Source organism: Flagellimonas zhangzhouensis (assembly GCF_900102925.1).
Classification (GTDB): domain Bacteria; phylum Bacteroidota; class Bacteroidia; order Flavobacteriales; family Flavobacteriaceae; genus Flagellimonas; species Flagellimonas zhangzhouensis.
On the sequence record NZ_FNKI01000002.1, the window covers coordinates 632,861 to 658,968 of the forward strand.

General features: G+C 47.0%; 28 protein-coding genes. 13 read left to right on the forward strand and 15 right to left on the reverse strand.

Features of this window, described 5'->3' with window-relative positions; all coding sequences use genetic code 11:
- Positions 1-10: 10 nt before the first annotated feature.
- The 8 genes from BLQ18_RS09730 to BLQ18_RS09765 form a co-directional block, all read right to left on the reverse strand.
- Positions 11-1,513, reverse strand: a complete 1,503-nt coding sequence (locus tag BLQ18_RS09730; protein ID WP_090294871.1) for a thymidine phosphorylase family protein — start codon at positions 1,511-1,513, stop codon at positions 11-13.
- Between the two features lie 3 nt (positions 1,514-1,516).
- A complete protein-coding gene (locus BLQ18_RS09735; RefSeq protein WP_090294874.1) occupies positions 1,517-2,893 on the reverse strand; it encodes an MBL fold metallo-hydrolase RNA specificity domain-containing protein in 1,377 nt (458 codons plus the stop codon).
- Positions 2,880-3,737, reverse strand: coding sequence for an ATP cone domain-containing protein (locus BLQ18_RS09740; RefSeq protein ID WP_090294876.1), 858 nt, complete (start codon positions 3,735-3,737; stop codon positions 2,880-2,882). Before BLQ18_RS09740 ends, BLQ18_RS09735 begins: the two co-directional genes overlap by 14 nt.
- Positions 3,738-3,740: 3 nt before the next feature.
- On the reverse strand, positions 3,741-4,571 hold the full coding sequence (locus BLQ18_RS09745) for a universal stress protein (RefSeq protein ID WP_090294878.1): 831 nt from the start codon (positions 4,569-4,571) through the stop codon (positions 3,741-3,743).
- A 163-nt stretch (positions 4,572-4,734) separates the two neighbouring features.
- Entirely contained in the window at positions 4,735-6,102 is a 1,368-nt protein-coding gene (locus tag BLQ18_RS09750; RefSeq protein WP_090294879.1) for an NAD(P)/FAD-dependent oxidoreductase, read from the reverse strand.
- 2 nt (positions 6,103-6,104) lie between these two features.
- On the reverse strand, positions 6,105-6,827 hold the full coding sequence (locus BLQ18_RS09755) for a lycopene cyclase domain-containing protein (RefSeq protein WP_090294881.1): 723 nt from the start codon (positions 6,825-6,827) through the stop codon (positions 6,105-6,107).
- Positions 6,828-6,845: 18 nt separating this feature from the next.
- Positions 6,846-7,124: a DUF5676 family membrane protein gene (locus tag BLQ18_RS09760; RefSeq protein WP_090294883.1), complete on the reverse strand. Its 279-nt coding sequence runs from the start codon at positions 7,122-7,124 to the stop codon at positions 6,846-6,848.
- Positions 7,121-7,360, reverse strand: a complete 240-nt coding sequence (locus tag BLQ18_RS09765) for an SHOCT domain-containing protein (RefSeq protein ID WP_090294886.1) — start codon at positions 7,358-7,360, stop codon at positions 7,121-7,123. Before BLQ18_RS09765 ends, BLQ18_RS09760 begins: the two co-directional genes overlap by 4 nt.
- A gap of 57 nt (positions 7,361-7,417) precedes the next feature.
- Here BLQ18_RS09765 and BLQ18_RS17005 point away from each other — a divergent pair, with 57 nt between their 5' ends.
- Positions 7,418-7,564 (forward strand): hypothetical protein, encoded by a 147-nt coding sequence (locus tag BLQ18_RS17005; protein WP_175443743.1) that lies wholly within the window; start codon positions 7,418-7,420, stop codon positions 7,562-7,564.
- Positions 7,565-7,695: 131 nt separating this feature from the next.
- Here BLQ18_RS17005 and BLQ18_RS09775 read toward each other — a convergent pair whose 3' ends face one another.
- The 6 genes from BLQ18_RS09775 to BLQ18_RS17215 form a co-directional block, all read right to left on the reverse strand.
- Positions 7,696-8,148 (reverse strand): hypothetical protein, encoded by a 453-nt coding sequence (locus BLQ18_RS09775; RefSeq protein ID WP_090294890.1) that lies wholly within the window; start codon positions 8,146-8,148, stop codon positions 7,696-7,698.
- 24 nt (positions 8,149-8,172) lie between these two features.
- Entirely contained in the window at positions 8,173-8,490 is a 318-nt protein-coding gene (locus tag BLQ18_RS09780) for a hypothetical protein (RefSeq protein ID WP_139150385.1), read from the reverse strand.
- Positions 8,491-8,510: 20 nt separating this feature from the next.
- Complete coding sequence (locus tag BLQ18_RS09785; protein WP_090294894.1) at positions 8,511-9,668, reverse strand: hypothetical protein; 1,158 nt, start codon at positions 9,666-9,668, stop codon at positions 8,511-8,513.
- Positions 9,665-10,039, reverse strand: a complete 375-nt coding sequence (locus BLQ18_RS09790) for a c-type cytochrome (RefSeq protein WP_226789941.1) — start codon at positions 10,037-10,039, stop codon at positions 9,665-9,667. The genes BLQ18_RS09785 and BLQ18_RS09790 overlap by 4 nt, the downstream gene beginning before the upstream one ends.
- A 108-nt stretch (positions 10,040-10,147) precedes the next feature.
- A complete protein-coding gene (locus tag BLQ18_RS09795) occupies positions 10,148-10,729 on the reverse strand; it encodes a helix-turn-helix domain-containing protein (protein WP_036385881.1) in 582 nt (193 codons plus the stop codon).
- A 166-nt stretch (positions 10,730-10,895) separates the two neighbouring features.
- Positions 10,896-11,264: an HYC_CC_PP family protein gene (locus BLQ18_RS17215; RefSeq protein WP_417935112.1), complete on the reverse strand. Its 369-nt coding sequence runs from the start codon at positions 11,262-11,264 to the stop codon at positions 10,896-10,898.
- Between the two features lie 172 nt (positions 11,265-11,436).
- Here BLQ18_RS17215 and BLQ18_RS17010 point away from each other — a divergent pair, with 172 nt between their 5' ends.
- Complete coding sequence (locus tag BLQ18_RS17010) at positions 11,437-11,592, forward strand: hypothetical protein (RefSeq protein WP_175443744.1); 156 nt, start codon at positions 11,437-11,439, stop codon at positions 11,590-11,592.
- Between the two features lie 6 nt (positions 11,593-11,598).
- Here BLQ18_RS17010 and BLQ18_RS17015 read toward each other — a convergent pair whose 3' ends face one another.
- Positions 11,599-11,778, reverse strand: a complete 180-nt coding sequence (locus BLQ18_RS17015; protein ID WP_139297725.1) for a hypothetical protein — start codon at positions 11,776-11,778, stop codon at positions 11,599-11,601.
- Positions 11,779-11,878: 100 nt separating this feature from the next.
- On the opposite strand from BLQ18_RS17015, the gene BLQ18_RS09805 reads away from it, so the two are divergent.
- From BLQ18_RS09805 to BLQ18_RS09850, 11 genes are all read left to right on the forward strand, one after another.
- Positions 11,879-12,295: an HYC_CC_PP family protein gene (locus BLQ18_RS09805; protein ID WP_036385878.1), complete on the forward strand. Its 417-nt coding sequence runs from the start codon at positions 11,879-11,881 to the stop codon at positions 12,293-12,295.
- Positions 12,296-12,399: 104 nt separating this feature from the next.
- Positions 12,400-16,236, forward strand: coding sequence for an efflux RND transporter permease subunit (locus BLQ18_RS09810; protein WP_036385877.1), 3,837 nt, complete (start codon positions 12,400-12,402; stop codon positions 16,234-16,236).
- Position 16,237: 1 nt separating this feature from the next.
- The gene (locus BLQ18_RS09815; RefSeq protein WP_090294896.1) at positions 16,238-17,461 is read left to right on the forward strand and encodes a TolC family protein; all 1,224 of its coding nucleotides are present in this window, start codon (positions 16,238-16,240) and stop codon (positions 17,459-17,461) included.
- Positions 17,462-17,465: 4 nt separating this feature from the next.
- Positions 17,466-18,854: an efflux RND transporter periplasmic adaptor subunit gene (locus tag BLQ18_RS09820; RefSeq protein ID WP_313795023.1), complete on the forward strand. Its 1,389-nt coding sequence runs from the start codon at positions 17,466-17,468 to the stop codon at positions 18,852-18,854.
- Complete coding sequence (locus BLQ18_RS17185; protein ID WP_313795024.1) at positions 18,855-19,307, forward strand: DUF3347 domain-containing protein; 453 nt, start codon at positions 18,855-18,857, stop codon at positions 19,305-19,307.
- 25 nt (positions 19,308-19,332) lie between these two features.
- Positions 19,333-21,789, forward strand: a complete 2,457-nt coding sequence (locus tag BLQ18_RS09825) for a multicopper oxidase domain-containing protein (protein WP_090297505.1) — start codon at positions 19,333-19,335, stop codon at positions 21,787-21,789.
- Positions 21,790-23,097 carry an APC family permease gene (locus BLQ18_RS09830; protein ID WP_036385867.1) on the forward strand — a complete coding sequence of 436 codons (1,308 nt, stop codon included), beginning with the start codon at positions 21,790-21,792 and terminating at the stop codon, positions 23,095-23,097.
- A 131-nt stretch (positions 23,098-23,228) separates the two neighbouring features.
- A complete protein-coding gene (locus tag BLQ18_RS09835; protein ID WP_090297508.1) occupies positions 23,229-23,858 on the forward strand; it encodes a DUF3347 domain-containing protein in 630 nt (209 codons plus the stop codon).
- On the forward strand, positions 23,859-24,317 hold the full coding sequence (locus BLQ18_RS09840; RefSeq protein ID WP_090294899.1) for a heme-binding domain-containing protein: 459 nt from the start codon (positions 23,859-23,861) through the stop codon (positions 24,315-24,317). It abuts the gene before it with no gap.
- Between the two features lie 340 nt (positions 24,318-24,657).
- Positions 24,658-25,155: a YybH family protein gene (locus tag BLQ18_RS09845; protein ID WP_036385862.1), complete on the forward strand. Its 498-nt coding sequence runs from the start codon at positions 24,658-24,660 to the stop codon at positions 25,153-25,155.
- Positions 25,155-25,856, forward strand: a complete 702-nt coding sequence (locus BLQ18_RS09850; RefSeq protein ID WP_067035945.1) for a PepSY domain-containing protein — start codon at positions 25,155-25,157, stop codon at positions 25,854-25,856. Before BLQ18_RS09845 ends, BLQ18_RS09850 begins: the two co-directional genes overlap by 1 nt.
- The last annotated feature ends 252 nt before the right edge of the window (positions 25,857-26,108 follow it).

The following is a 26,108-nucleotide window of genomic DNA, read 5'->3' on the forward strand; positions in this document are numbered from 1 at the left end:
TGTTTAAGTTTTATAGGATGGTTATGATGTCTTCATGATCGTTTTTATAGTCCAGTGCATATCGTAGTTCACCCTCTGTTACCGCATGCAGGGTATAAAGGGTTTGGCCCTTTGTTATACGGTCCCCCAAACGGACGTACAGTGAAATCCCTGCGGATTTGGCCCGGGGCGCCCCTGAAAGCTTGGCGAGCTTGGCAATTTTTCTGTTGTCAATGTGGTGTAGGACACCTGATCTTTCAGCTTTGACCTCCAAGGTATGGGGTGCCGGGACGGGGAGGGAGAAACGTCCCTGGGCTTCACAAATGGAAATGAATTTATCGTAGGCCTTTCCCGATTCCAATACTTGAAGTGCTCTTCTGTTGCCTTCCCCTGACACCACCTTTCCTGAAAGTTCCAACAGTTCGCCTGCCAATAAAACAGCACGTTCCTTTAGGTCCTGTGGGGCCTTGGCCTCATTTTTCAACACACTGAGCACATCCATGGCCTCCAGGGATGGTCCTATGCCCCTTCCCACAGGTTGGGTACCGTCCGTTATCACAATCTTTACCGTGAGGCCAACGGCCCTGCCGACCGCCTCCATATCCCTCTGAAGTTTTTGGGCCATCTCCATGCTTCGAACCTTGGCGGTCTCGCCCACAGGAATGTCTATGACCACATGGGTGGAGCCTGCGGCCGCTTTTTTGGATAGGACCGAGGCGATAAGTTGCCCTTCACTATCGATATCCAAGGCCTTTTCAATTTTGATGAGCACATCGTCCGCAGGGCTCAGTTGCGCTGTTCCGCCCCACACAAAACAGCCTCCTTCCTGGTTTACGACCCGCTCTATTTCATCCGATGAAAGCGTAACGTTGGTCATGACCTCCATGGTGTCCGCAGTACCTGCCGGGGAGGTGATGGCCCTTGAGGATGTTTTGGGCATCGTTAGCCCATATGCGGTGACCATGGCCACCACCAAGGGAGTCGTGCGGTTGCCGGGAAGTCCACCGATGCAATGCTTATCGACGATGATGCTTTGGTTCCAGTCCAGGGTTTTGCCCGAGGTGATCATGACCTTGGTCAGGTCGGTGATCTCATCCAAGTCCATACGGTCACCGGCACAGGCCGTGATGAAGGCCGACAGGTGGATGTTGGAATAGTCCCCCGCAAGGATATCCGTAATGATATGCCCATAGGCCTCACGGTCGAGTTTGTTGTTGTAGATCTTTGCCCTGACATGGCCAAGGGACGCTATGGGCTCCAAATGGGAGACGTGCAACAGGTCGTTTTCGGAAACGTCCAGTTTCTGGGCCGCAGCATCGGACAGACCGATCTCACCGGGTAAGAGCATGTTCGAACTTACCACGTTCAGGCTTGCCACAATGGAACGGGGTGCCTTGGAGACCCTTATCCGGACAAGGGCTTCGAATCCTTCCGATTTACAGACGTGGCAATCATACCGCATGTACACCACATTTTCATTTTGGGTGTATATGCCAAGGTGTTTGTATGTTAAGGTGTTTGAATTGGGTTCCATGGTCTATGCGATTTCTTCGATTTGATATAATTGTGGGATCTCGGCCTCCCAACCATAGGTTTCCTTGATGCCCCTTTGTAGGGCAATGGCACCATCCTTTTCCCCATGGACGATGAATATCCGTTCCGGTGCATTGGCCATCCTGTCCATCCAGCCCAGGAGTTCCTCATGGTCCGCATGTGCCGATAGGCCTTCGACCTCGCAGACCTGCATGTTGAAAGGCACCCATTTTCCATATACTTTTAGTTCTTTTTCACCTTCCAACAGCTTTCTGCCCCGGGTACCCTCGGCCTGATACCCTACAAAAAGCAAGGTATTGTTCGGGTTTGGGGCCTGGGTCTCTAAATAGTTGAGCATTCTCCCCCCGGTTAGCATCCCGCTTCCCGCAATGACGATTTTGGGGCTATGGTCCATACGCAGCTCCATGGTTTCACGATAGCTGCTTACCACGTTGAAGTGGGAACACATCTCATCACATTCATGGTCTTCCAACTTGTGCCAATCCCTTGTACGATGGAAAAGCTCCAATACATCGGTACCCATCGGACTGTCCATGATCATTTGGACCTTGGGGATTTTGCCCTCCTTCAGCAACCTCCAAAAAATGAGCATCATGAGCTGGGCCCGTTCTACCGAGAAGCTGGGGATAAAAAGGCTACCGCCCCTGGCTATGGTGTCCTGGACCAATTTTTCGATCAAGGGGAGGGCTTCCGCCTCATCGGGATGGAACCTTCCACCATAGGTCGATTCAATGAAAAGCACATCGGCCTTTCTCGGTTTTAGGGGTGGGTAAAGCAATAGGTCCTTGGTTCTTCCAATATCCCCTGAAAAAACAAAGCGCTTTCCGTGTATATCCAAGTCGATATGTGTGGCTCCCAGGATGTGTCCGTTGTATTGGAACCGTACCCTTATGCCATCGAATAGGGTAATCCATTGGGATTGGGGAACCCCCTTGAAATGCGGAAGGGTCTTTTCCACATCCTTTAGGTCGTAGAGAGGTTGGGCAGGACGGTGTTTCGAATAGCCCTCCTTATTCGCACGTTCGGCTTCCTGCTCTTGTATTTTGGCAGTGTCGTTTAAAATGATCTTTGTGATGTCCAAGGTGCGATATGTTCCATAAATGGACCCATTGAATCCCTGTTTCACCAATCGGGGAAGATATCCCGTATGGTCCATATGGCCATGGGTGAGCAATACCACATCTATTTCCGAAACCGTTACGGGTGGATATTCCCAGTTTTTAAGGCGCAGTTCCTTCAGTCCCTGGAACAGTCCACAATCCACCAGTATTTTTCTGTCTCCTGTGTCCAAAAGATATTTTGAGCCGGTGACCGTACCTGACGCCCCCAAAAAATGAATGTTTGTTTTATCTAGGTCCATGACTATGGGTTTTGCATAATTCCCTTGAATCGTTCAAGATGTTTTTTTGCCGGGATCTGGAGATTCCCATGTCATCCAACAACATTGGGTTTTCGTGGATGTCCTTGCAAAGGACGATGCCCTTATCCAGTAATTTTGTTTTTTCCCCTTTGGTAAGGGTCGTCAAGGCGGTCAAGGGATGAAGACCCGCCTTGTCTATTCTATCCTTGAGTCCGTTTCCGTTCGGATGGTCCCAACTGCACAGGAGCAATCCAACACAGTTCCCATATTGGATGGCGTCAGTGGTCAACCGGGTATTGGTGTACACCCCACCTTTATGGAGTTTGGCACCATGTCCCTTTTGGCGGACCCATTGCTTTTCCACATCCAGAAAGCGGGAATGGATATACAAAGGGGTCTTGACATTGCAAAACCGGCCTTGGTCACTGTGGTATTTGCATTCGATCATATAATGTACATTTTCCTTTTGGGCTATGACATCCACTTCGTGCTGTACGCAATTGCCCGCTACTATGACACCTACCTGGGTGGAGAATCCTTCGCGCCCCATGAGTTCACCGACCAATTTCTCGAAGGGAAAACCGGAGGGGCCCAATTCCATCAATGCTTTTTTGAGCTTGTATCTAGAGGCACTCACACGGGACTTTTTCCGAAGCATTGTAAAGGCCAGCTGATATACTTTTTTTGTGGTCATGCCATCCTGGATCTGGTGCTCGACTTGCTCCACAATTTGTTGTATGAGTACATCGCTTGCGCGGGCACGTTGTAAGGAATGGATCAGTTTTTTACGATCGAACGGGACTACATCGCCCGAATGTTTGATAAGGTTAACGGATTTGGCCATGGCTTAGAGGTGTAAGGTCATTACGGGCAAGGACGCATGGTTGGTGACGCCCTCGGCAATACTGGTTCGGAACAGGCTTAAAAACCCTGTTTTGCCGTGGGTGACCATGGCGATAAGATCAATGGGATGCTGTGCAACAAAGGTATTGATCCCCGTTTCAACGGAAGGTTCATTATAGACCGCCAGCGCATAGTTTTCCAATCCCGGGAATTTCTTCAGCAAATTTTCAATGGGGGACAGGCCCAATCGGATACTGTTGTGGTCGGTTTCGGTATTGATGCGCAAGAAGTGTATCCGGGCATTGCATTTTTTGGCAATGGAGATGACCTTCTCGAAGGCTTGGCTGCAATCTTCCTCAAAGTCCGAAACGAACACGATGTTCTTGAAGGGAAAGTGTAGCTTTTCATCCTTTACAACGATAACGGGGACATGGGCCTTTCGTACAATTTGTTCCACATTGCTTCCCGTCAATTCGCGGACGACTCCTTTGGTACCGCTGCTCCCGGTAATGATGAAGTCATGGTGAAAATGTCCCGAATGCTCCAGGATATCTGCTTGTCCGGCATCAAACTGAAGAAAGGTCCGGCACTTCAGTCCCTTCCGTTCGGCCGTTTTTTCCAACTCCCGTAAGGCGGCTTTGGCCTTGCCGATCTGTTTAAGGGTCTCCGGATAGCGCTTTTCCTTTTCCTTATCCAGCTTTATCCAATCCACGGGTGTTTTCATAAGGTGCAAAAAATGGATCTCGGATTGGTATGCCTTGGCCATTTCCAAGGCCAATTGTGCTGCTTTTTCACAGTTTTTGGAAAAGTCGGTGGGTACTAGAATATTGTTCATGGCTCATAGGGTTTTATGTGTTCTGCAATTGTGGTCGTGTCGTCCAGATATATCCATTGGACGTTGTTCAAAAATTGGATGCTACCCCTGAAGGGTCCATGGAAGGCCTTTCTTTCAAAAATCAGCCTCCCTTTGATCACATCATAGGATATTGGTTTCCGCTTCATTGGACTTTTTCTTTATGGTTCCCGAAGTTTCCCGTTCTGGATTTTTTAGGTGGGCCTTGGTCTGGAGGGCTAAAATTCCTTATAATCAAACGGTTGCCCTTTTCATAGGTGAAATAACTTGCGGCCCAGTTCAAACCGACCAGGATTCTATTTCTAAAACCACTGATGGACATAAGGTGAACGATGGACCACAATAGCCAGGCGGGATACCCGCCAAACCTGAATTTGCCCAAATCGGCGACGGCCTTGCGCTTGCCCACTGTGGCCAATGATCCCTTGTCTTTGTAGGAAAAGGGTTTTGTTGGTTTTCCATGAAGGGTGGCCCAAAGAGACCGCCCAAGGTACCTGCCTTGTTGGATGGCTACCTGCGCCACTTGGGGATGCCCTTTGGGAGTCGTTTCCCCGATCAAGGCGGCTATGTCCCCAATGGCAAAAATATTCCCATACCCCTCAACATGTAAATGGGGATCGGTCTTGAGCCGGTTGCCCTTTACCACTTTATCAGGGGCAATGCCTTTGGGGAACTGCCCCTGCACCCCTGCGGTCCATATGAGGTTTTTTGCCTTGATCTCCTTTCCACTTTTTGTGGTGACCACACTACCGTCATACCCACTTACCGATTCGTTGAACAGTACGTTTACCTCAAGTTCCCTTAAATAGGCCAGTGTCTTGGTGGAGGCCTTGTCCGACATGGTGCCCAATAGTTCGTCAAGGGCTTCCACCAAGTAGATTTCCATGGTGGAGGATGGGTACTCTGGATAGTCCTTTGGCAGGATGTATCTACGAAATTCGGCCAAGGCCCCTGCCATTTCAACCCCGGCCGGACCGCCGCCCACGATGACAAAATTGGTGAGGGCATCGCGTTCCTCCCCATCACAGGTAATGGCGGCCTGCTCCAGATTTTGCAGCATCAAATGCCGGATGTTGAGGGCATCACGTATGCCCTTCATGCCCAAACTGTTCCTAGCAACGCTTTCCATACCAAAAAAGTTGGTCGTTGTCCCAGTGGCCAAAACCAGGTAATCATAGGAAACGGCCCCCTTGTCGGTCACTACCGTATTGGACAAAGGTTGGATTTCTGATACTTCCGCCAATCGGAACACTAGGTTTTTGAAGCCATTGAACTGCTTTCTGAATGGGAAAACTATGCTGTCCGGTTCCAGGGCACTCGTTGCCACTTGGTACAATAAAGGCTGAAACGCATGAAAGTTGTTTTTGTCCAATAGGACCACTTGAACCTTCTTGTTTTTCAATTCCTTTGCCAAGGCCAGTCCGGCAAAACCACCGCCAATGACCACTATCCGGGGCATACCCGGCTCTGGTAGACAGATTATCTTTGATGTGTCGCAATTTGTTGTGTCCATGTTCAATTAGGGTTTGGGTCAATGGATAGGGTTTCGGATTTCACGGTTTTTCTCCAGAATAGGTGTTCGTACAAACCGGACCAGTACATTCCAAAAGTGAAAGCGAACCATAGCTCTTCCATGGGAATGCCGAAAACAAGGATACCGGTAAGATTGTCCAGGTTCCAGTACAGATCGACGTATTGGGGGTAGAAGGGAAGTATGCTCCCGAAATACAAAAAATACAACAAGGTGAACAGGAAGCCGCCCACCCAGACCTTTCCCTTTAGATCGGGCCTGCAATAAAGGGTGGCCAACCCACCCGCAAGCAGGGCCAAAACACCACAATAAATGGGATTAAGCTTGGTGAACAACGCCATGGGGACAAAGACCAATGCGGGCACAAAAAGAAGATATAGGTGCAGATTATGCCTTTTATGATGGCGCTCGATCAAAGGGATTTTGGAAAGGACCCTTCCAAATATCAAATTGTAGAGCACGGTGCCTATCCCACCTATAGCAAAGGAAAACAGCAAGCTTTCCAGGTCAAAACCCGTTTTTTCGGCCAATTGGAACAAAGAGGGGGGAAGCCAATATTCCGGCACGAACAGGGGCTCGGTCAATCCAAAGGGCATGGTGATAAGACTCATCTTGAGCATTTCTTCCCTATACCCTTTTTTCAACACAAAAAGGAGTGCCCAGAGTGCCAGGATGATAAGGGACCATATGAACCAAACGTACTGCATGATCTTCGAAACGTAAGGCTATTTTCGATGTTTGATCTGGGCATTGTAAAGCCCACCTATGCACGCCCCGATGAGCCAACCTATGATGAAGGTCTGTACAAGCCCCAAAAAAGCCTCGGACAGGGGCACATCCATTCGTATGATGCTGGTGGTGTCCAATCCGTGCAGTAGACTGTTGAAAAAGGATATCGTACCCTCTTTGCCGGCCGTTGCCATTACGATCATACAGCCCAAATAGATTATGGCCCCAGTAAGACCAAAGGCAAAGCCTAATTTTTTTACATTAAATCGATTCATGGTTTTTCTGTTTTAGATTCATTGTCAGTTTGAAGGACCTTTTTTGATTCCTCAAATTCCTCCTTGGAAATTTCGCCTTTCGCAAATCTTTTTTTTAAAATTTCCAGTGGGCTATCCTCTTGGTGCCTTTTATAGGGAATGTCCGATGGGATAAAGAATATCCAAGCCAAAAAGATGATCCAGATAATCCACCATATAAGGTGCATACCTCCAAAATGTCCGTCGTAATAATGCATGATACTTGATTTAAGGTTGTATTAAAATATTTCGTTCCTTGGAGTCCATGGGTGCTATTGTTCCGATCAACCCTGTTCGTTTTCCCTGTCATGGGTGTGGCCATTTCCACCATGTCCATGCGAACCGTGCGGTATGAACAGGTGGATGGCGAACATGACCAGGATGAAAATGAAAAGGGAAGCGCCATCGCCCATCCCGATTGAAGGCGCCAAAAAAATGAACAGCAGTGGTAGTCCACATCCCAGGACCATCCATATCCAGTGATTTTTCATGAGATATCCGTTTTAGTTGTCAAGAATTCAAAGTGTTCGGCATGGCCGATCGAACCCATGGTCTAATGGTTCATCCCCATTCCTTTGTCCCCCATCATTTTCATGCCGGATTGAATGCATTCCTCGCTCATCATCCCTTTGTCATGCATCATTTGCATCATTTCGCCCATCATCTCGCCATCCTTCATCATTCCGTTCATCATGGAATGCATCATTTGTCTGTTGCCCATCATTTGGTTCATCATGGTGCTGTCGCCCATCATCATTTGCATGCCTTGTCCCTTCATCATGGTGCCCATCATTTTTTTGTTTCCCTGCATCATTTGCATGGCATGGTCGCTCCCTTGCATCTGTTCCATGAATTCCATCATATAATCATGGTTTTGTACCAGATCTTTAAGGATCTCGCTTCTTGTTTCCTCGTTTTGAAGCAAGGCTTCTACATCGGTTGATTGTTTGCAACCGTTTAAGGACATAAGACCCATCACTGAAAAAAAAATTACTAAAGTTCTCATTGTATATGAATTAAAGATTATACGTCAATTGGCTGATTTCAGAAAGGTTTCGATTTTGGTGATCTCCTCTTCCGTCAGGTTGGCCCGAACCCGCATGTGCAGGCTTATGGTTTCCCAATCGGTATCGTTGTAATCCGCGGGTGAAGGGGCGATATGACATCGGTTGCACACCTCGCCCCAGAGCTGCGCCCCGGATTTTTCAATTTTGAAATCCACTTCACTCCCCGCCACCTCGGTCGCGGTATCCGTCGCAATGGGTTTTTTATTGGAGGAGCAGGCGACCATGATCGATGCCATGACGGACAGGATTATTGCTGCTTTAAAATTCGTTGTTGTTTTCATTTCACTTTCTTTTTTTGATTTTAAAATCCAATGGCCCAATGCACAAACAATCCATTGGTTCGGGTCGTGCCATCACTGTCATGACCACCTTCCATCTTGGTGGTTTGATAGCTGAGTTTGACCACGGAACGCCAACTCAGCCAATAGTTCAAACCAAAAGCGTACTGCGTTGACTTCTCTTCCCACTCCGCTCCTTCAGGGGCGTTAAAATCGGAATATCGACCCACAAATTCGAGTTGCTTTATAAAGTCGCTTCCCGACATGATGGGGCGATAGCTCAATTGTGTATAAAAGGAGCTGCTTTGGTTGTCAAAGGAGTAAGGTTCGGAAATCCCATCTTCGATTTCATAGTAGGTGGCGGTATCCACATTGGAACTGTTGTACTGGGCCTTGATGTCCACAACCCCTTGTAAGGGGGTGATCGATTTTACATAGGAAAGATCCAGCGCCCAAAGAAAGGCACCCACTTCCTTGTAATCGGAGTCCTCTGCGCCGGTACTGTTGGTGGTATAGGCGGAAATCCCCCATTCCATGGATGAATCCGAGAGCGGGAGTAGGCCGATCCTGCCACCCAAGGCCTTGGCCAGGTTCACATCTTCATAATAACCGAAATCCAGCATACCCGCTTCTTCAGGCTCCTCACTTCCATCCTTGATGCGCGGACCGTTGGTCACATAAACCGCATAGTTCATTTTGGGACCGCCCAGATCGAATGCCCCCCTGAGTTCGACACCGATATCGGAGGCCGGTGCAATTCCGTCGTGACCAAATCCAAGGGGTCTGCTTGGAAGTCGGTTGATCCATGCAGGGTGCAAACGCTCCATAAAGGTTCCAAAGGGAAGCAGGAATTTACCGGCCCTTACGGTCATGTGCTTGTTGAGCACATACATCACATCGGCATATTCCAGTCCCGTTTTCAATTCATTTCCTTCGAGCTCAAACTCCAGTTCGGCCTCGAACATGAGCTTGTCGGAATGCTTGTAGAGGAATATAGGGGCGAATGTGGCCCCTAGAAAGGTGGATTCTTGTTCACCACCGGTATCCAAATATTCAAATCCGGTGTGTCCGTAACCACGCAGCATGAACTGCGTCTTACTGGGTTCAAAGGTGTTGTAGGTCTGGGCCAAAGCCGAAGATCCCAACCCTAAGATAATTAGGGTCATTAGTAGTTTTTTCATTTTTTCAAGGTTCTGATATAGTTGATCAATTCCCATCTCTTGTTTTCGGGAAGTGCGGTTTCATAGGAAGCCATAGGGGGCTTACCGTTGGTCAATTTCCAGAATAGGGCACCGTCCGATTGGGACTGTACCTTGGCACTGGTCAAGTCGGTGGGTTTTGGGGTCAATCCGGCTCCGCCCATGCCGTCTCCCTTACCCTTGGCCCCGTGGCAGATCACACAGAGCATTCTGAAGGTCCGTTTGCCGCTTTCTGTCGCCGTGGCATCATTTTTTAAGGGATTGTTCAAATTGTCCGCACTGGCCGGGGCTTCCCATTGGGTCTGTGCTCTGGTCGCCTGTAGGGCCAAAAGGGTCATTAGGAACGTTAGCATTATGGGTATTGATTTTTTTTGTGTAAGTTTCATTTTATTATTTGTTAGGTTGTTGCGTTAAAACTACTGTTTGACCTGACAGGCCATCTTCATAATATTCCTGGATTTTTATATTATTTCGTCAAGAAAATCCCTTTGCCACATTTGTCCGTTTTTGTAATCCGTCATGCTCATCCCCATAATTTCCTTGAACTGTGCGGACAAATGGTTGACGCTGCTGTAATCGAGCATATAGGCGATATCGGAAAATGAATATTGTCCCAGTTGGATAAGCTCCTTTACCTTTTCGATCTTGAGCTTGATAAAGTACTTTTCGATCGTGATGTTTTCATTTCTGGAAAAAACCTTGCTCAGTACTTTGTAATCGCGATGCAATAAATCGACAAGGTAGTCCGAGGTGTTCCCTTTGTGGTTAATCGGGACGTTGGTCACTAAGGAAATCAAGCCTATCTTGATTTTCTCAACGATCATTTCCTCTTCGCTTTTGGCTATTTCAAAGCCATTGGAATGTAGGACGTCCACGACTTTTTGGTCAACTTCGGCAATCCCTATTTCCGGGGCATTTACCGTAAGTTTCCCCAGTTCAAGGGATAGAACCTCAATGCCCAGGTCATGCAATTCTTGTCTTATGACCTTGAGGCATCGCCTACAGACCATATGCTTTATCCAGTATTCCTTTTTGGAATCCATGGTGTCTGAGTTATTGTTAAGCGTAAATAATATCGGGTCAAAACCCGATAGGAGAATCGATCAGGATATGCCGTCGTGGAGATAGCACACGACAAAAAAGGTCATTTAGTGGCCATGACCAATGTGAAGAGCGAACGATTGCATTGACGTTCCGCCAGTGTAAAAATCAAATTAGGAAAGTTTCATGAAGGACAAGGAGATCCTGTTCGATCCACGGGGGATCGTAGTCTTTAAAAGGGATTATGTTTTCCTGTAGCCCTTCGAAACGATCGATATGGTAAAAAATAAAGGCATTTAGAAATACAAGTGTGCCGAAATCAAGGTCAAAGGAATCCAGCATCAGGTCATCCTTGCCAATATTGGCATAGGTATCGGTGCTGCAGCAATCCTTTTGTTCCAAAGAGCACTTCCTTGAGGTGTTTTTGGGATTTTGAAGCTTTTGGTCGCAGGGTTTTGCTTTGCCGGTCACAGAAAAACTGACCAACTTGTTACAGCAAAAATGGGCATTCGATGCAAAGGAAGTGGTACTGATCAATACAGAACAGGCCAGAAACAGGGACAATATTTTCGATGTGGTTTGCTTCACTTCCTAAAGTTACTAAATTTTGTTTAACTCGCTAAAAATCAAACTGTAATCAATTATGCAGTTATCCATATGATTACTGTTTGTGTGTGATTTCAGCAGGATTTGGTTCCAAATGTAAGGTATGGGATTCGGAAAAAACATGACAAATATCAGGTTTACCAAAAGTACTGGCATTGGGCCACCACAAGGATCACAATACTATACTGGTATACAATATGTGGGGAAAGGAATGACCGTCAGCTGTCCAACGATCGGATTCGGTATCGAGGAACTTTAAGGTCTGTTATGGTTCGATTGAAGACAAGGGTTCCACCTTTAATCGGGTTGAAAATACAATGCTATTGGTCAGGGTTCCATCCGTTGCCAGTAAGGAGGGCCTTCGAACCACGATGTGCTTTATACCGTCCCGGACCAGATACGATGGTCGTATAAATGATTGATGGTCAAAAGTATGGGGTGCCATGGTCGGTACTTTGAAAAGCAGGGGCTTTATGCGGAATCCTTGTATAAATTGTGTTAAATTTAATGAGGTTGTTAAAATTTTTGTAGTTTTGTAACCGCTTATGAGAATATTTTGGTTCAAAATATTATCTTGTTTTATGGCACTCAACGTGCTGGCATCCACCTTTTCCTTTGCGGTGGCACAACACTATTGTGGGGAAGATCTTGTTGATTTTTCCTTCTTCGGTAAAGCGGAATCCTGTGGAATGGATATGCAGCAGCCATCGGATTCACACCAGCACAAGCTGCAGAAAAAACAGTGTTGCGATGACGAAACGCTTTCCGTACAAGGAAATGGGGATCTATTGCTTTCCGTTGAAAATTTAAGTGTTGGGGAGCATCAGTTCCTGGTTGCCTTCACGTACAGTTACATCAATCTTTTTGAGGGATTACAGGAAAATATAGTTTCTGTCGTACATTACCCTCCGCCCCTTTTGGTCAAGGATATTCAGATTCTTGATCAAACTTTCCTTATTTAAGAGCATATCGATGACGTTTGGCCGTGCTATGGTTTTTGGCATGGCCCTAGGTATTTATTGCCTTTGGAACATTTTCACTATTTCCAACACAATAAACTCATGATATGCTTAATAAAATCATAAAATACTTTTTAGAGAACAAACTGGTGACCGTTCTCGTTTTAATAACGTTGGTTACCTGGGGGATTGTCACTTCCCCCTTCAATTGGAATACGGGCTTTCTCCCAAAAGACCCGGTGCCCGTGGATGCCATTCCCGATATTGGGGAAAACCAGCAAATTGTTTTCACGCAATGGCCCGGGCGATCGCCACAAGATATCGAGGATCAGATTTCTTATCCAATGACGACCTATTTACTTGGAATTCCAGGGGTGAAAACGATCCGTAGTTCATCCATCTTTGGATTTTCCAGTATCTATATCATTTTTAATGATGATGTGGAATTTTATTGGTCGCGCTCCCGGATCCTTGAAAAATTGAATTCACTTCCCGCAGGGCTGTTGCCCGATGGGGTAACCCCGACTTTGGGTCCTGACGCCACGGCATTGGGACAGGTATATTGGTATACCCTGGAAGGAAGGGACAAGGATGGGAACCCTACAGGAGGATGGGATCTGCACGAAATACGGACTGCCCAGGATTTTTATGTGAAATACGGGTTGAATGCCGTGGACGGGGTGTCCGAAGTGGCTTCGATCGGTGGTTTCGTCCAAGAATATCAAGTGGATGTAAATCCAGATGCCCTGAAAGCCTATAATATTCCTTTATACAAGGTCATGGAGGCCGTACGGAAGTCGAACAGGGATGTGGGCGCCAAGACCATTGAAGTCAATCAAGCAGAATATTTGGTCAGGGGCTTGGGATATGTCAAAAATACGGAAGACATAGAAAAGGCCGTGGTTGCCGTCTTTGACAATGTCCCGGTTCGGGTCAAGGATATTGGGGTGGTCAGCTTGGGACCGGCCACACGAAGGGGCGTGCTCGATAAAGGGGGCGCCGAAGTGGTAGGTGGCGTCGTGGTCGCCCGTTATGGTTCCAATCCTTTGGCGGTCATCAATAATGTGAAGGACAAGATCAAGGAAATCGCACCCGGTTTGCCCAAAAAGACATTGGCCAATGGTGTGGAAAGCCAATTGACCGTGGTCCCGTTTTATGACCGGACACAGCTCATCCACGAGACCATAGGTACTTTGGAAAATGCCCTGTCCCACGAAATACTGATCAGCATCATCGTTGTACTGGTACTTGTCCTCAACCTGAGGGCCTCTGTGATCATATCCAGTCTATTGCCTGTCGGGGTCCTAATGACCTTTATTGTCATGCAATATGCCGGGGTAGATGCCAATGTGGTGGCCCTTTCCGGGATAGCCATTGCCATAGGGGTGATGGTGGACGTGGGGATCGTGTTCGTCGAGAACATTATCCGTCATTTGGAAATGCCCGAGAACCATGGTGCCAAGGGCAAGGAACTCATTCAGGTAATATATAAGGCCACCGTGGAAGTGGCCTCGGCAATTACGACCGCATTGGCGACCACCGTCGTGAGCTTTGTGCCTGTCTTTGCCATGCAATCGGCAGAAGGGAAGCTATTTAGGCCCTTGGCCTTTACCAAGACCTTTGCCCTGTTGAGCGCCTTTGTGCTGGGAATCGTTGTGCTTCCGGCATTGGCCCATTTTGTAATGGGGGTGGATTATGACAAGAAACGGGTGCGACGGTTTTGGTCCATTCTATTGATATCCACCGGGCTTATTTTTGCATTTTATGCCCAGATGTGGTTGCCATTGGTCATTTCACTCATTGGGTTGAACAATTTGATGGAACCCAAATGGCCGGAGCACTATAAATCGTTTCCCAACTATATCAATTTGGGACTGACCGTTTTTATCGCTTCCTTCTTCCTGACCGAGGAATGGATGCCCTTGGGACCCCAAAACGGTATTGTGGTCAACTACTTTTTTGTGTTGTTCCTAGTGGGCATTATCCTGGCCGCTTTGATGGGAATCGTACATTTCTATACCCCGGTCCTAAAGTGGTGTCTGGAAAACAAAGGAAAGTTCATGCTCATCCCATTCGTGACCCTGTTTTTTGGGGTATTGGTTTGGCTGGGGTTCGATAGCACCTTTGGAATCGTGGCCAAAGGCTTTGAATCGGTAGGTTGGAAAAGTGTCAGACAGACCTCGGGATGGCAGGCAGCTTCCAAGAGATTCCCGGGCATAGGATCCGAGTTCATGCCATCGCTCAATGAAGGTTCGTTCCTGTTGATGCCGACATCCATGCCGCATTCAGGGGTGGAATACAACAAAAGGGTGGTTGGACAGTTGGATATGCTCTTGGGAAGCATACCCGAAGTGGACTTGGTTGTCGGTAAACTCGGTCGCGTTGAATCCGCACTGGACCCTGCACCCATTTCCATGTATGAGAACATCATCAACTATAAACCTGAATTCATTGTGAATGAAGACGGACATAGGGTCCGTTATAAAGTAGATCGAAAGGACAGGTTCATTACCCAGCATAAAGACACTTTGACCAATGAGGAGGCCTTGCAGTTAGGGATTGCCGAGAAGGACCTGATCGTGGATGAGGACGGTGAGTTTTTCCGAAACTGGAGGCCTCATATCAAATCCCCCAACGATATCTGGGATGAGATCGTAAAGGTCACCAAGATCCCGGGCATAACCTCTGCTCCCAAATTACAGCCCATAGAAACCCGGTTGGTGATGTTGCAGACCGGAATGCGCGCTCCCATGGGGATCAAGGTTTTTGGTCCCGATCTGAAGACCATCGAGGATTTTGGGATGCAATTGGAAGGTATCTTGAAGGAAGTGCCCTCGGTCAAGGCAGAAGCCGTATTCGCCGATAGAATAGTGGGCAAACCTTATTTGCACCTCAATATCAACAGGGACGGGATATCCCGATATGGTTTGAACATTGAAGATGTGCAGCAAAGCATCGAAACAGCGATCGGTGGGATGAAAATCACCTCCACCGTTGAAGGTAGGGAACGTTTTCCCGTGCGGGTGCGCTACCCGAGGGAATTGAGGGACGACCCGGAATCGTTGAAGAAAATTTTGATTCCCACACCGGTAGGGGCGCAAATTCCCTTATCCCAAGTGGTGGATTTTGAATATGTCCGCGGGCCTCAGGCCATCAAGAGCGAAAACACCTTTTTGGTGGGCTATGTGCTTTTTGATAAACGGGACGGTTTTGCGGAAGTCGATGTGGTGAACGATGCCCAGGAAGCCATCCAGAAAAAAATCGATGCAGGTGAATTAACGGTTCCCGCCGGAATAAGCTATAAGTTTTCTGGGAGTTATGAGAACCAAATCAGGGCAGTGAAAAGACTGTCCATTGTCATACCGATCAGTTTGATCGTTATTTTCTTGCTCCTGTTTTTTCAGTTCAAGACGGTCATCGCATCCTCCATCCATTTTTCCGGAGTTTTTGTTGCTTTTGCGGGAGGTTTCATAATGCTCTGGCTCTATGGTCAGGATTGGTTCATGAATTTTGCCATTTCAGGGGTCAACATGCGGGATCTGTTCCAAATGCACACGATCAATTTAAGCGTTGCGGTTTGGGTTGGTTTTATCGCACTTTTCGGTATTGCCACCGATGATGGTGTCATCATGGGTACGTACATCCACCAGGTTTTTGAGGAAAAGAACCCTCAAACCGTACCGGATGTAAGAGCGGCGGTTTTGGAGGCAGGGAAAAAAAGGGTCCGTCCCGCCATGATGACGGCCGCCGTGGCCATCATCGCCCTTTTGCCCGTGCTGACCTCTACCGGAAAAGGGGCCGACATTATGATTCCCATGGCCATCCCGACTTTTGGGGGAATGGCCATTCAGATCATGACCATGTTCGTGGTCCCGGTACTCCAAGCCTATTGGAGGGAAACAGTCATTATAAATCGCAACAAAGCATTGAAAAAAATACAGTAAAATGAAAAATGTATTGACCATCATATTTGTCTTGACAAGTATCCTTTCCAACGGCCAGACCTTGGAGGATTACTTTAAGGTAGCGGCTGAGAACAATCCAGGGTTGCTTTCACAGTACAAAGATTTTGAGGCGGCGTTACAAAAAGTACCGCAGGTGAAGGCTTTACCAGATCCAAACCTGTCCTTTGGGTACTTCATCTCCCCGGTCGAAACCCGGGTAGGGCCCCAAAAGGCAAGGTTTTCACTGACTCAGATGTTTCCTTGGTTTGGAACCTTAAAGGCCCAAGGTGATGCCGCTGCACTTATGGCAGAGGCCAAGTACCAGTCTTTTTTGGATGCCAGGAACAAACTTTATTACGAGGTTTCAGCAGCTTATTTTCCATTGTACGAACTTAAGGAGTGGGTACGGATCGAAGAGGACAACATTGCCATTCTGGAATCCTACAGGACGGTTTCCAATACGAAATTCAAAAATGGCTTGGGATCATTGGTCGATGTCTTAAGGGTGGACGTGCTTTTAAAGGAAGCCCGGACGAATCTGGGTATCCTTAAACATAAGGAAATCCCCCTTTTGGCGTCCTTCAATAAACTATTGGACCGTAAGGAAGATGAACAAATAAACATCCCTGAGACCTTTGGGGTCAATGTACTGCCCATTGATTATGTCAAAGATTCCTTGGTAGTGGACCATCCGCTCTTGAATTCCCTGGAATTAAAGGTCAAGGCTGCAGCGGCATCCGAAAGGGCAGCCCTTAAACAAGGCCTGCCAAAAGTGGGGGTCGGACTGGACTATGTAATGGTTGATAAGCGTACCGACATGGTGGTTCCCGATAATGGCAAGGATGTATTGATGCCCATGGTTACCTTGAGCCTGCCCCTATTCAGGGGTAAGTACAGGGCAGCCGAAAAGGAGGCCCAATTGATGCAGGAAAGTTATGCACTGCAAAAAAAGGAAGTCACCAATACATTGAAGACCAATTATGAAATGGCCGTTTTTGACATAAGGCAGCAGACGGATTTGATTTCCCTCTTTGATGAACAGATCATGGAATCGGAACAAGCACTCAATCTGTTGTTCACAGCCTATGGGAATTCCGGGAAGGACTTCGAGGAGGTGTTACGAATGCAGCAACAATTGTTGAAGTATACTAAATTGAAAATAAGCGCATTGACGCAATATGAAATAGCGTTGGCCAAGTTTAACTATATCACGGCAAAAAAATAATCAGATGAAATCAGAAACACAAAAAATAGTAAAAATAGCCTTGTCCACCTTGGTTCTTGGACTTTTGCTGGGATGGCTATTGTTCGGGGGCTCCAAGGGCAATGCCACAGAGGAACACCAACATACTTCGGAAGTATCGGGAGAAACCATTTGGACCTGCTCCATGCATCCCCAGATCAGACAGACGGAACCGGGAGATTGTCCCATTTGTGGGATGGACTTGATCCCTTTGGAAAATGACAACGGTTCGGAACTGGACCCCATGGCCGTTAGCATGTCGAAAACCGCCATGCAGCTTGCCAATGTCACTACGGAAATCGTGGGCAAGACCGCCCCGGTCAAATTGATCGATCTTAATGGCAAGGTGGAAGCGGATGAACGATCGATCTATTCCCAATCTTCCCATATTCCCGGCAGGGTGGAACGGCTAATGGTGAATTTTACAGGGGAGTATATCAAGCAGGGGCAGATCATCGCCTATATTTATTCCCCTGATCTGGTCACTGCACAAGAGGAACTTTTTGAAGCAAGAAAGGTGGCGGACACCCAACCGCAGTTTTTTAATGCCGCCAAGGAAAAATTAAAAAACTGGAAGCTTTCCGACAACCAAATCGCACAGATACTTCAATCCGGGACCGTTAAGGAGGAATTGCCGATACATGCCGATGTTTCAGGCTACGTTACCGAAAAAATGGTAAACCTTGGCGACTATGTCAACAAGGGCAAGGCATTATATCAAATTGCCAACCTGAACAGCGTTTGGGTACTGTTCGATATTTATGAGTCCGACATGCCCTGGGTAAGAAAAGGCGATGAAGTGGTCTTTACCATACCCTCGCTCCCGGGCGAAAACTTCAAAGGCAGGATTTCCTATATCGACCCGGTGATCAATCCCATGACAAGGGTTGCCAAGGCCAGAATCGAGATCGGGAACACCGGTTTAAGGTTAAAGCCGGAAATGTTCGCTTCCGGAACCGTAAAAGCAAAACAGCCCATTGCATCAGAAGCGATAACCATTCCTAAGTCGGCAGTGATGTGGACCGGGGAACGTTCTGTGGTATACATCAAGAATACCACATCCAATGGGGTGAATTTTGTGTTGCGCGATGTCACCTTGGGACCATCGTTGGGAAATGGTTTCATTGTCAAGGAGGGGCTGCAAGAAGGGGATGAGATCGCGGTAAACGGGACCTTTAGTATCGACGCGGCGGCCCAATTGGCCGGGAAACCGAGCATGATGAATCCTGAAGGTGGGCCCGCCATGACGGGACATAACCACGGAGGCATGAAGATGGGGGATGACAAGGGTACAGGCGGTAGCGATCATTCGGAAATGGATATGGGGGATCCCGGCTTGGAAAACAAAACAGACCATTCTGATATGAACCAGTGAATGACGGCGACAGCGACTTTTAAAAACCAATTAAAACAGGTGTTGAGCGCCTACTTGGAGTTAAAGGATGCGCTTGTCAATGATAATGCCGCCAAGTCCAATGCCGCTGCAAAAAAAGTGTTGTCGGCCTTGGAACATGTGGATATGAAACAATTGACGGACAAAAAGGCGCACGGCCATTGGATGACGATATCGAAGGAAATCTCCAATTCGGCGAATTCCATTTCAAAGATATCGGATATCAAAGCCCAACGCGATCATTTTAAACATCTGTCCGCCCATCTATCCAAAGGTGTCAAGCTTTTTGGGGTCGATCAAAAGATATACGAACAGTTTTGCCCGATGGCCGATAACAACAAAGGTGCCTATTGGTTGAGTACGACCAAAGAGATCAAAAATCCCTATTTCGGAGAGGCTATGTTGACCTGCGGTGAAATCACCGATGAAATGTAATTGAACAAATGTAAATGAATGAATGATGAAAATATTGAAATCTAAAATCTTGTTTTTTGTCCTAACTGCCTTGACGACCCATGTTTTTGGGCAAGTGGGGACAAATGGTGAGGACAGAAAAGAGGAAGGTAGACCCGTTCGGGAATACAATCTTGTACTGGAACAGAACAAATTGACCCTCGGTGGGGTCACTGCCGATGCAATGACCATCAATGGGAGTATTCCGGGACCGGTCTTGGAATTCAACGAGGGTGACTTCGCCCTGATCAACGTGACCAATAAGATGGATGTGGAAACCTCCGTACACTGGCATGGATTGATCTTGCCCAATTTTTATGACGGGGTTCCCTATTTGACCACACCGCCCATAGAACCTGGCACAACTTTCCAATATCGGATTCCGATCAACCAATCAGGTACCTATTGGTACCATTCCCACACCATGCTGCAAGAGCAAAAGGGGGTGTATGGCTCGATACTGATCCATCCCAAGGAAAAGACGTTGGACTACGATAAGGATTTGGTCGTGGTGCTCTCCGATTGGACGAACGAAAAGGCCATGAACGTGCTCCGAAACCTTAAACGGGGAAACGAGTGGTACCAGGTCAAAAAAGGGACCGCGGTGCCCTTGAGCAGGGTCATCAAGGAAGGTGCACTAGGTGCACAACTCAAATTTTGGCGAGATCGTATGGAAGGAGCGGATATTGCGGATATCTACTACCCCGCATTTTTGACCAATGGGAAAACATTGGCCGAATACCCTGATTTCAAACCAGGGGAAAAAGTGCGGCTCCGGTTCGTCAATGCCTCTGCCTCCACCTATTATTGGATAGATTTCGGTGGCGGTAACCCCATGGTGGTTTCCGGGGATGGTGTCGATGTGGAGCCTGTTTCCAAAAGTCGTTTTCTTTTTGGCATTGCCGAGACCTATGATGTCATCGTGACCGTTCCTGAAGGCACTTTGGAGGTAACGGCCACGGCACAGGACGGCTCCGGGCATACCTCGTTGCATTTAGGGCAGGGAACGCTTTTTCCCGCAACGACCATCGATAGGCCCGACAAAGTGGCGATGATGAAACAAATGGCCCAAATGGACATGAAAATGGGAGCTCCGGCAATGGCCGGCAACAAGAAGAAAAATACACCCGAATATTTGATGCAAAAGTATGGGATGCAGATGGACATGAAGGATGGCAGCATGGATATGGGTATGCACAATGGGATGTCGATGGATAAGACCGAAATGAGCGGTCAAAAGGATAAACCCATTGCGAAGATGGATGATAAAAGGCCTATGAATGCGAATGAAGATCATAGGCACATGGAGATGGATAAAAAGATGGGGGATATGGCAGGAATGGAAAAGGATTCAACGTCAATGAAATCCACCGGACATAAGGACAAGATGGAAAACCCTATGGTTCAGACTATGCCAATGATGCAGAAAGACACTTCAGCTTTTGATTACGATACCCGTAAAACGTATTTCAACTATGACTTCTTAAAAGCAAAGGAAAGTACTACCTATAATGCCGATCTGCCCGTCAATGACATTCTGTTGAACCTGACGGGAAATATGCAACGGTATATCTGGAGTATGAACGGTGTGCCACTTTCAGAAACCGATAAGATCAAGATCAAAGGTGGGGAAGTAACCCGGATCACCCTCAACAACCTGACCATGATGCACCATCCGATGCACCTCCATGGGCATTATTTCAGGGTCATCAATGAGAATGGTGAAAAGTCACCCTTGAAACATACGGTCAATGTGCCGCCCATGCAGAAAGTGGTCATCGAATTTTATAATGAAGAGTACGGGGATTGGTTTTTCCACTGTCATATCCTCTACCACATGATGGGGGGCATGGCCAGGGTTTTCAGTTATGATACCCCAAGGGATCTGAGGATGAAGGATTTTCCTGTTCAAAAGTTGGTAGATGAAACTGACCATTATTATGCTTGGGGTGCTGCCAGATTGGGTTCCAATTTTAATGAACTCTTCCTTGTTTCAAGTAATATCAGGAATGAATTTGGGGTACGGGCAGAATTTGACTACGACCAAAATGCCGAGGTGGAAGTCAATTATAACAGGTATCTCAATGACTGGGTACGGGTCTATGCAGGGGTAAACACGGAAACCTCCATCCCTGATTCCTATGACCGTTTCAATACAGTGGGACTGATAGGGGTCAAGTATTTTACCCCATACCGCTTTAATATGGATGTGAGTATGGACCACCAGCTGCGTCCAAGAATAAGGTTGGATAGGGAACTATTGCTTTTTCCCAGGATTTTCCTCGAGGGGGAATATGAATTTCGGGCCGATTTTGGATGGGTCAACGATTTGGGGAATTCATCCTATGAAAGTGAGACCCAATGGCTGGTAGGGGCCTCCTATATCCTTTCACGTAATTTTTCAATCCAGGCCAATTACAACAACCGATATGGTTGGGGCGGAGGCCTGCTAGCCCGTTTTTAAATGGCAGAATACAAAAAAAATAGCCTGAGTCTGACCAATACCATTGCTTTGGGAACCGGTGTGATGATCGGTGCGGGAATTTTTGCGCTCTTGGGTCAGGTTGCCGAACTCTCCGGCCAATGGTTTCCCTTTGCTTTTTTAATCGGGGCAGTCATCTCAGGTTTCAGTTCCTACACCTATGTCAAAATGTCCAATACCTACCCCTCTGCCGGGGGCATTGGCATGTACCTCAAAAAGGTTTACGGTAAAACGGCCTGGACCGCTACCGGTGCACTGCTGATGGCCCTTTCCATGGTCATCAATGAGAGTTTGGTGGCCCGGACGTTCGGGACCTACGTATTGGAGCTTTTTGATGTGGAGTCGAAAGGATTCTGGCCCCCGATCCTTGGGGTATTGTTGTTGATCACAGCCTTTATTGTCAATGTGATGGGAAACAAAGCTATCGGGGGATCGTCCTTGGTCATGGCCATACTAAAAATCGGCGGGATAGCGGTTTTTGCCATTGGTGGCCTTTGGGCAGCTGGATTTACCTTTGATCAGGTCGTTCCTTCCCAGTCCTTGACCGAGCATTCCCTGGTGGATTATTTGGGGGCATTGGCACTGTCGATATTGGCCTATAAGGGTTTTACCACCATTACCAATAGTGGGGATGAGATCGTCGATCCCAAACGTAACGTGGGACGGGCCATTGTCATTTCTTTGGTGATATGTACCCTGGTCTATCTCATGGTGGCATTTGCGGTCTCTTCCAATCTTTCCATCCAGGAAATCATTGCGGCCAAGGACTATTCGCTGGCCGAGGCATCCAGACCCGCTTTTGGAAAATATGGGGTCTGGTTCACCGTTGGTCTGGCGATCATATCCACCGTTTCCGGGGTCGTTGCCAGCATTTTTGCCGTTTCCCGGATGACCACCATGCTCACTGAAAAGGAATTGATACCACATCGACATTTTGGGATTCCCGGGGACATACAGAAACATATGTTGGTGTATACCGTGGTGATTGCCATAGGGCTCACCATGTTGTTCGATCTGAGCCGGATCGCTGCATTGGGGGCCATCTTTTATTTGATCATGGATATCGGGATCCATTGGGGGGTCCTAAACAATCTACGAAAGGAAATCGGTGCAAATCCCATTATCCTCATTACGGCCCTTGTGCTGGATGTACTGGTGTTGGGCGCCTTTATTTGGTCAAAGGCCGGTAGTGATCTTTTGGTGGTCATTGTTGCCCTGGTATTGATGGTGCTTATTTTTTTCGGGGAACGATTGTTTTTGGGGAAAAAGCGTACGGTCGAGGAAGAATAAGGGTAGAGTGCCTGCGTGGGAGAAATGGAAAATTAGATGAAAAAATTAAAATAGCAACAATAATGGGGGATAATACAAATATGCCGACCCTGGGCAATCAAAATGAGGAATTAATCTTAAAATCAATTACAATGAAAAGAACAACAGTTACATTAAGTACAATTGCCATTGCGCTTTTGACCATTACCGTGATTTCCTGTAAGGACGGTAAGAAGGAAACAAATGACAAGGAAGGAGCCCATATGGAGATGGGAACGGAAGAGGGCCATCACCATGAGAGCTCTGCGGGGGAAATGGACCACGGGACCATGGACCATGATATGGGTTCGTCCGATGCACAGGGCACATCTGTGATCGACAGCTACCTCCAACTGAAGGATGCCCTGGTGGCGGACAATAAGGATGAAGCGGCCAAATCGGGCCAAGCCTTGGCCAGTGCCTTGGGCAGCTTTGATATCAGCGGATACGATGAACAGCAACAGAAGGAGCTGTCCGATATCATTGAAGTGGCCAAGGAACATGGGGAGCATATCGCCAAAAGTGATATCGGTCACCAACGGGAACACTTTGAGGGACTGGGCAAGGATATGGTCGATTTTATTGCCATAACCGGGACTTCCAAAACCTTGTACCAACAATTCTGCCCCATGTACAACAACAACCAAGGAGGAACGTGGCTCAGCGCAAGCAACGAAATCCAGAATCCATTTTTTGGAAGTAAGATGTTGACCTGTGGTAAGGTGCAAAAGGAAATCAATTAAATGAAAGTGCTGAAAATCATAGCATTGGTAGTGCTATTGGGATTTGTGGGCATCCAGTTTGTGCCCACAGAACCCAACTTGAGCGATGTGGTTCCCGATACGGACTTCATGTCGGTGAACCAGGTTGCCAAGGATATCGAACACGATTTGCGGGTATCTTGCTATGATTGCCACAGTAACAACACCCAATACCCGTGGTACAATAAGGTCCAACCCATCGCCTGGTTTTTGGAAGAACACATCAAAGAGGGAAAGGAAGAACTCAATTTCAATGAATGGGGCGACTATTCGGATCGAAGAAAAAGGAGCAAACTAAAGTCCATCGCAAGTCAGATCGAAGACGATAAGATGCCCCTATCTTCCTATACCCTGATCCATAAGGATGCAAAATTATCGGTGGAAGAGAAAGAACGGATATTGACCTTGGTAAATGATCTAATGGAAGAATTGGATAATTGAAAATGACATGGAAATTACCCTAAAACCGGGACAAACGATATTGCTATTGTTGTTGGTCATGTCCGGTTACTATGAATGAGGAAATAAAGTCCTGAAAGGGAGGGGAACACCCAAAGTTGATTGGTTGGTGAGTTAGTTAGTTAATCGTTCCCTTCCCTTGTCAGGCACTAATGGAAAAAAAGGATGAAAGATTGTTGTCGTGACAATGGACCTGTGCAGCCGAAAAAGGCCATTTTAAAAAAATGGTTGGCCCATATCCTGTATGGGATCGTCATTTCGATTGTCCTGGGAGCCTTTATCATACAATATATACTAACCTAAACAATGTTAAAACAAACCAATGAAACGTATTACTTTACAGATTTTTCTAATGGCCGTATTTCTCACAGGGACAAGCTTTGGCCAAACAAACCCTAACAAGGAAAACCTAGACCAGGACAGGGCCGCTGTGCTGAGGATATTGGAAAGCTATAAAGAAGCACTGCAAAACTTGACCACGGAAGGTACCTTGGAGCTTTTTGCGGAAGATTCCGAAGTTTTTGAATCCGGGGGCGTGGAAGGCACCTATCAACATTATCACGACCATCATATAGGTCCAGAACTTGGACATTTCAACAGTTTTAAGTTCTCGGATTATACCATTGAAGTGAAGGTGGAGCTACCCTTTGCCTTTACTACGGAAAGCTATGTCTATACCATTGGCCTAAAATCGGAAAATGGAGGTGAGGGCAAAACGATCAGCAGAAAAGGGGTTGCCACCACCATCCTTAAAAAAACGGATGGGGATTGGAAAATTGTAAAGATGCATAACTCCTCACGGAACAACGGGAAGAACTAATGGTCGGAAGAAAAACATCGATGAAGGTCAGAAAGATACATAGATATCTTGGCCTATTTATTGGGATCCAGTTCCTAATGTGGACCATCAGTGGACTATATTTTAGTTGGACGGACATTGACGAGATCCATGGAGATCAATTCATCAAGGAGCATCCGGACCAGTCAGAATTTGGGAATTTAATTGCTCCCAATGGACACGGGAACGTTAAAATCAAATCTTTGGAAATGAGAAATATAGGGGGAAGTCCCTATTATTGGATCAATGGTGGGGTTTTGATGGATGCACAAACGGGGGAGATCAAAAAGGGTATCGATGAACAACAGGCCTTGGCCGTTGCTTCACAGTATATGTTGCCCGAACTTAAGGTCAAAAGTGTCGAAAGACTCACCCAAACAGGTGGGCAGCACGAGTATCGTGGACGTCCATTACCGGCCTATGTGATCACCTATGAAACGGATGAAAACCTAAAAGCGTATGTCTCAGAGACCGATGGGTCGTTTCAACGTGTAAGGTATCGGTCCTGGAGATGGTTCGATTTTTTGTGGATGACCCATACCATGGACTATGAGGGACGGGACGATTTTAACACCATGGTTTTACGGATTTTTTCCCTGATGGGATTGATTACCGTTTTGAGCGGATTCTTGTTGTGGTATGTCAGCTCACCAACGATCAGAAAATTATGGAAAAGGCGATAGTTCAAACACATTGACATACTTATTTGGCAAAGGACTCCTGTTAGGAGCAAATAGTTGACTATTGTGCCAGTTGAACCATTTTGGGAAAAATGAGCGAACTTAGGAGGCAAAGACGAAAGAAAAAAAGGGATCTGGCGAAAAAGAAACGGGATTCGGCCAAGAAAAGAAAGGAAAAAAGAATGAAAATCCTTGGCATATTGGCCTTGATATTGATCATTATATTGGCAGTGGTCGTCATTTTTTTGAAGGCCC